The organism is Sphingomonas sp. Ant20, assembly GCF_000783375.1.
Classification (GTDB): domain Bacteria; phylum Pseudomonadota; class Alphaproteobacteria; order Sphingomonadales; family Sphingomonadaceae; genus Sphingomonas; species Sphingomonas aerolata.
Map to the genome: position 1 here is coordinate 1 of NZ_JRVI01000254.1, position 5,925 is coordinate 5,925.

General features: G+C 69.1%; 5 protein-coding genes and 2 pseudogenes. 2 read left to right on the forward strand and 5 right to left on the reverse strand.

Annotation, left to right across the window (positions count from 1 at the left end; translation table 11 throughout):
* Window positions 1-597: 597 nt before the first annotated feature.
* Complete coding sequence (locus NI18_RS19625) at window positions 598-837, forward strand: hypothetical protein (protein ID WP_157840580.1); 240 nt, start codon at window positions 598-600, stop codon at window positions 835-837.
* A gap of 38 nt (window positions 838-875) precedes the next feature.
* Here the strand turns inward: NI18_RS19625 and NI18_RS19630 are convergent.
* Together NI18_RS19630 and NI18_RS19635 are read right to left on the reverse strand one after the other, a co-directional pair.
* A pseudogene (locus tag NI18_RS19630) lies at window positions 876-1,605 on the reverse strand (class I SAM-dependent methyltransferase).
* Between the two features lie 16 nt (window positions 1,606-1,621).
* Complete coding sequence (locus NI18_RS19635) at window positions 1,622-2,047, reverse strand: GtrA family protein (RefSeq protein WP_183936133.1); 426 nt, start codon at window positions 2,045-2,047, stop codon at window positions 1,622-1,624.
* 91 nt (window positions 2,048-2,138) lie between these two features.
* Between NI18_RS19635 and NI18_RS19640 the strand changes: the two are divergent.
* Window positions 2,139-3,930 (forward strand): annotated as a pseudogene (locus NI18_RS19640) (AcrB/AcrD/AcrF family protein).
* Window positions 3,931-4,186: 256 nt separating this feature from the next.
* Here the strand turns inward: NI18_RS19640 and NI18_RS19645 are convergent.
* The 3 genes from NI18_RS19645 to NI18_RS19655 are packed head-to-tail and all read right to left on the reverse strand — an operon-like array spanning window position 4,187 to window position 5,893.
* Window positions 4,187-4,807, reverse strand: a complete 621-nt coding sequence (locus tag NI18_RS19645) for a MarC family protein (RefSeq protein WP_031440980.1) — start codon at window positions 4,805-4,807, stop codon at window positions 4,187-4,189.
* Entirely contained in the window at window positions 4,804-5,694 is an 891-nt protein-coding gene (gene folD / locus NI18_RS19650; protein ID WP_037532630.1) for a bifunctional methylenetetrahydrofolate dehydrogenase/methenyltetrahydrofolate cyclohydrolase FolD, read from the reverse strand. Before folD ends, NI18_RS19645 begins: the two co-directional genes overlap by 4 nt.
* 10 nt (window positions 5,695-5,704) lie before the next feature.
* Window positions 5,705-5,893 carry a DUF167 domain-containing protein gene (locus NI18_RS19655; protein ID WP_084215320.1) on the reverse strand — a complete coding sequence of 63 codons (189 nt, stop codon included), beginning with the start codon at window positions 5,891-5,893 and terminating at the stop codon, window positions 5,705-5,707.
* Window positions 5,894-5,925 lie beyond the last annotated feature (32 nt).

Below are 5,925 nucleotides of genomic sequence, written 5' to 3' on the forward strand. Positions count from 1 at the left end.
CCCCCGCAAGCACCGGCTCGCAAAGCCCCCCCGTTCGTGCCGAGCGAAGCCGAAGCACCGCCACACGCGCCCTACACCTGAGCCCCCACCCCCGGCGAGGCCGGGGCCCAGATGGGAAGGCCAGAGTAACGAAGCGCAACGCCCGTCAGCACCGTCCCCCAACTGGACCCCGGCCTCCGCCGGGGAGGAATTGGAGAGACGTCACGGGCGAACCACACCCAACCGCAGCACCGCCCCCCCGTTCGTGCTGAGCGAAGTCGAAGCCTCACCCCCGGCACGCACCCTTCACCTGAGCCCCCACCCCGGCGAAGGCCGGGGCCCAGATGGGAAAGCCAGAGTAACGAAGCGCAACGCCCGTCAGCACCGTCCCCCAACTGAACCCCGCCCTCCGCCGGGGAGGAATTGGAGAGACGTCACGTGCGAACCACACCCAACCGCAGCACCACCCCCCCCCCCGTTCGTGCTGAGCGAAGTCGAAGCACCGCCCCCCGGCACCCACCCTTCGACTGCGCTTAGGGCGAACGGACATGGGGCGGCGCTTGGCCAGATTGCGGACAGAAGACCATCGTGACATGTCTTCGCACAGAGGAGATTGGAATGGCGACGGTACCAGCACGGTTGGCGAACAGGCTGCCCCCGCGGCTGCGTATGGCCATGACGCCATTTCTGTCGTTCGCGATCGGTTGGCTCGCCCTGACCGGCCTGATCGAGACCGTGCAGAACGGCGACTCTTTCGATCTGGTGAAGCTCGGTGCGCTGATCGTCGGGTGCGTCTTGGCTGCGTTCGTCCGTCCGATCCCGGATAAATATCGGCAATCACCGGACCAGCAAGAGTGACGGAGAGCGCAGCCACAGTGTCGCGCTTCCCCCAACCCCTACCCCGGCACCGCCAGCGTCACGATCGACACCCCCCGGCGTCATCGGCACGCGCCCGACCAGATGCCGCTCCAGCCGGAAGATCCGCTCGAACAGCGCATTCAGCGGCTTGGCGGGCGGCGAATCGTCGCTGTCGTCGCGGCCCGACAGCCGTCCGGCGATCCGCGCCGCCGCCGCCAGCGGGAACAGCAGCGAATTGAAATAGCCGAGCTTGTCGGGCTTCAGCCCCGCCGCCGCGATCGCCGTCTTCAGCGTCGCCTTCGAATAGCGGCGATGGTGATGGTTGACCGTGTCGTGCGCACTCCACAGCCACTGGTGGGCCGGCACCGCGATCAGGATCTTGCCGCCGGGCGCGAGGCACTGCGCCATCGCCTTCAGCGCCGCGACGTCGTCCGCGATATGCTCGACCACATCGAGCACCGCGATCAGGTCGTAATGCCCGCGCGGCACGCCGGGCAGTTCGGGGAGCGGCGCCGCCCCGACCGGCTTGCCGAGCCGTGCGCTCGCGATCTCGCGCGCCGCCGGGTCGATCTCGATCGCGTCGATCTCGCCGAACCCCGCCAGCATCGGCAGGTTGTGCCCCGTCCCGCAGCCGATCTCGAGGATCTTCGCATCCGCCGGCAGGCCACCATAACGCGTCAGATAATCCGCCAGGATGTCGCGGCGTGCGCGGTACCACCAATGCGTGGAATCATGCGCGGCCATGCGGTCGTAAACGATGCGGTCCATCAGCAATCGGCCATAATCAAGAGAATACCCAGAAACGGTTGAGCACGAACGTCACGATCGCGGCAAGGAACACCGCGGGGACCAGCGGCACCCACGGATGCAGATGGAGGAACGCGGTCCCGATCCAGGTGATCAGCGCGTTGAGCGCGAGCCCCGTGCCCTGCACCAGCACGAACTTGACGTGTTTCGCCCCGCCCGGCTCGGCGGCATGCCCCTTGAAGCTCCACCGGCTGTGCAGGAAATAGCCCGCGGTCACCGCGACGGCAAAGGCGAACGGCACCGCCGCGACCGCCTGCTGCGGCGGAAACACGAACCTGGTCAGCGGCAGATAGACGAGCGAATAGATCACGCTCGACAGCCCGCCCGCAATCCCGAAGCGGAAGAGCTGGCCGAGCACGCCGCTCGCCCGCATCTGGTCCATCTGTCGCCTGATCGCCTGCATGCCCGCCTTGTTCTTTACACGCGCGTCGATACAGCGGCGCTCAACGTCACGCCCCGCGCATTAGTCCGCGCGCGGTCAGGAGGAAAGCGTTTTGGATCAGCCCCACCAGTCCCCATGGCAGCGGGGGCGCGACCTGCTCGATCGCCACTGGGTCGCGTTGACGCTGCTGGCATGGCTCGGCGTCGCCGCCTGGTCGCTGGCCGACCGCTGGGGTCAGGTCCGCTGGCTGTCGCTCGGCGACACCGACGACAATATGCGCCTGATGCAGGTCCGCGCGTGGCTGGACGGCCAGGCTGGTACGACCTGCGCCAGTACCGGATGAACCCGCCTGCCGGGTTCGACATCCACTGGAGCCGGATCGTCGACCTGCCGATCGCCGGCCTCATCCTCTTCTTCCGCCTGTTCACCAGCAACAGCTGGGCCGAACGGCTCGCCTGCGGGATCGCGCCGTTGCTGCCGCTGTCGATCGCGATGCTCGGCATCGGCGCGACGGTGCGGCGGCTGATCCACCCGCTCGCCTGGCCGCTCGCGATCCTGTTCCTCGTCGGCGCGACCGCGACGATGCTGATGTACATGCCCGAACGCATCGACCATCACGGCTGGCAGCTCGCGATGCTCAGCCTCACGCTCGCCGGGCTCTGCGACCCGCAGGCCCGCCGTGGCGGCGCGCTCGTCGGGATCGCGAGCGCGGTGTCGCTGTCGATCGGGCTCGAGCTTCTCCCCTATGCCGCGATGGCCGGCGCGATCATCGCCCTGCGCTGGGTCTGGGACCGCGCCGAGGCGCCGCGGCTCGCGGTCTATGCGCTGACCTTGGGTGGCGGCAGCACGCTCGGTTTCGCGCTCTTCGCCTCGAACGCGAACCAGGCGATGCGCTGCGACGCGCTGACGCCCGTCTGGCTCAGCGTGATGATCGCCGCCGGAATGCTCCTCTTCCTCCTCGCGCGCTTCGGCCCGGCATCGCGCGGGGTGCGTCTCGCGCTCGCGGTCGCGGCGGGCGCGGCGATCGTGATCGGCTTCGCGCTGATGTTCCCGCAATGCCTCGCCCGGCCCGAGGGTGTCTCGCCCGAGCTTCAGCGCAACTGGCTGAACAATGTCCGCGAGGCCAAACCGATCTACAAGCACAGCTGGCGCACCGGCGTCGCGATCGCGACGCTGCCGGTGATCGGCCTGCTCGGCGCGCTGTTCGCCGCGTGGCGCGCACGCCGCCGCCCCAGCGCGATCGGCTGGGTCGCGGTCGCGCTGTTCACCACCTTCGCGGTGCTGATGCTGTTGTGGCAGGTCCGCGCGGGGCCCGCGGCGCAGATGCTCGCGGTCCCCGGCGGCGTCGCGCTTGCGTGGGTGATCGTCCCCCGGCTGCTCGGCCACCGGTCGATGCTGGTGCGCGTGCTCGGCACCGCGGGCGCGCTGGTGATCGTCTCGGGCTTCTTCGTCGGCATCGCGCTCAAATACGTCCCCGTGGGCAAGCCCAAGGGCTATGAAAAGCGCGTCAACATGGCGACCGGCAACTGCCTGCGCACCACCGTGCTGCTCGCGCTGAACAAATACCCCGCGCAGACGATCTTCACCTTCGTCGACATGGGCCCGCGGCTGATCACGATCACGCACCACAACGCGATCGCCGGCCCCTATCACCGCAACGGCGCTGCGATCCTCGACGTCCAGCACGCCTTCGGCCGCACCCCCGACGAAGCCCACGCGATCATCAAACGCCACGGCGCGACCCTGTTGCTGCTCTGCCCCAACGCCGCCGAATCGACCAACTACAAGGCCCGCAGCCCCAACGGCTTCTACGCGCAGATGGCAAAGAACGAGGTCCCGGCGTGGCTCACCCCGCTCCCCCCTCCCGGCCAAATCCCCCCCTCCGCCTCTTCAAGGTCGACTGACCCCCGGCCCCCCAACCGTCATCCCCGCGAAGGCGGGGATCCAGACGGGCAAACGCTGCGAGTCATCAGCAAACGCATAGCCTATGGATCCCCGCCTCCGCGGGGATGACGGACATGGGTCGGCACCCGCTCACCCCCCCCGTCATCCTGACGAAAGTCAGGACCCAGAGCCAAGCAGCACCACCGCCCGCAAACCTGGGTCCCGGGTCAAGCCCGGGATGACGAAGAAGGGCGCACCGCGCACACCGACCCCAACCTACCGCAACACCACCGACAACCCATCCAGCACGAACTGCACCGCCAGCGCCGCGAGCAGCACGCCGAGCAGCCGCGTAATCACCGCCTCGATCTTCGCGCCCAGGATCCGCATGATCGGCCCCGCCGCGAGCAGCGCGACGAGCGTCAGCAACAGGATCGTCACCATCGCCGCCAGCACCACCGCCGAGCGCTCGATCCCGCTGTTGCGGCTCATCAGCAGCATCACCGACGCGATCGAACCCGGCCCCGCGATCATCGGCATCGCCATCGGGAAGATCGACACGTCGTCGGCTTCGGGATCGCTCGCCACCTTGGCGGCGCGGTCCTCCCGGCGTTCGGTGCGCTTTTCGAACACCATTTCGAGCGCGATCAGGAACAGCATGATCCCGCCCGCGATCCGGAAGCTCGCCAGGCTGATCCCCAGCCCCTTGAGCAACGCCTCGCCGAACAGCGCGAACACGAACAGGATCGCCGCCGACACGCCGACCGCGCGGAACGCCATCGCGCGCTTCTGCGCCGCCGACGCGCTCGCCGACAGCCCGGCATAGATCGGCGCGCAGCCCGGCGGATCGATCACCACGAAGAAGGTGATCAGCGACGAGATATAGAGCTCGATCATGCGCCGGCCCGGTCGAGCGCCGCCTCGTCGATCGCCACGCCCTCGCGCCGCCCGGCGGACACCAGCGTATTGCGCAACAGGCACGCGATCGTCATCGGCCCGACGCCGCCCGGCACCGGCGTGATCGCGCCCGCGAGCGTGACCGCGCTCGCGAAATCGACATCGCCGACCAGCCCCGCCTCTGTACGGTTGATGCCGACGTCGATAACGGTCGCCCCGGGCTTCAGCCAGTCGCCCTTGATCATCTCCGGGATCCCGACCGCGGCGACGACGATGTCCGCGGCGCCGACATGCGCGCGCACGTCGCGTGTCCGGCTGTGCACGACGGTCACCGTGCAGCTCTCGCGCAGCAGTAATTGCGCCATCGGCTTGCCGACGATGTTCGACCGGCCGACGACCACCGCCTCCATCCCGCTCAGGTTCGGCACGACGCTTTTGAGCAGCATCACGCAGCCGAGCGGCGTGCACGGCACGAACCCCGCCGACCCCGTCGCCAGCCGCCCCGCATTGATCGGGTGGAAGCCGTCGACATCCTTGTCGGGATCGATCGCCGCGATCACCGCCTGCTCGTCGATATGCTTGGGCAGCGGCAGCTGGACGAGGATCCCGTCGATCGTCGGATCGGCGTTCAGGTCCGCGACCAGCGCGAGGAGCGCCTCGGCCCCGACATCGGCGGGCAGCCGGTGCTCGACGCTCACCATCCCCGCCTCGCGCGTCGCCTTGCCCTTCGACCGGACATAGACGTTGGACGCGGGGTCCTCGCCGACCAGCACGACCGCGAGCCCGGGCGCGCGGCCCGCCGCTGCGGCAAAGGCGGTGACGCCGGTGGCGATACGGGCCCTGAGGCCGGCGGCGAAGGCCTTGCCGTCGATGATGGTCGCACTCATGCCCGCCGTCCTAAAGCGCGGCGGCGATTTCCGCCAGCGCAGGCGTGTCGCCCGCGACATGCAGCCGTTTCAGCCGCGCGGTCTCGCCCGCGACGATAGTCACCGCGCGCTTGGGCACGCCGAAACTCTTGGCGACCAGCGCGATCAGCGCGGCATTCGCGGCGCCATCGACCGGCGCCGCCGCCAGTCTTGCGGCCAGATGCTCCCCCTCCCCGCCGCCAGCGCATCCCG

Excerpts from the sequence above, each read along its gene's own strand:
- folD (WP_037532630.1), bottom strand. The coding sequence starts at position 5,694 with ATGAGTGCGACCATCATCGACGGCAAGGCCTTCGCCGCCGGCCTCAGG.
- NI18_RS19635 (WP_183936133.1), bottom strand. The coding sequence starts at position 2,047 with ATGCAGGCGATCAGGCGACAGATGGACCAGATGCGGGCGAGCGGCGTG.
- NI18_RS19625 (WP_157840580.1), top strand. The coding sequence starts at position 598 with ATGGCGACGGTACCAGCACGGTTGGCGAACAGGCTGCCCCCGCGGCTG.
- NI18_RS19645 (WP_031440980.1), bottom strand. The coding sequence starts at position 4,807 with ATGATCGAGCTCTATATCTCGTCGCTGATCACCTTCTTCGTGGTGATC.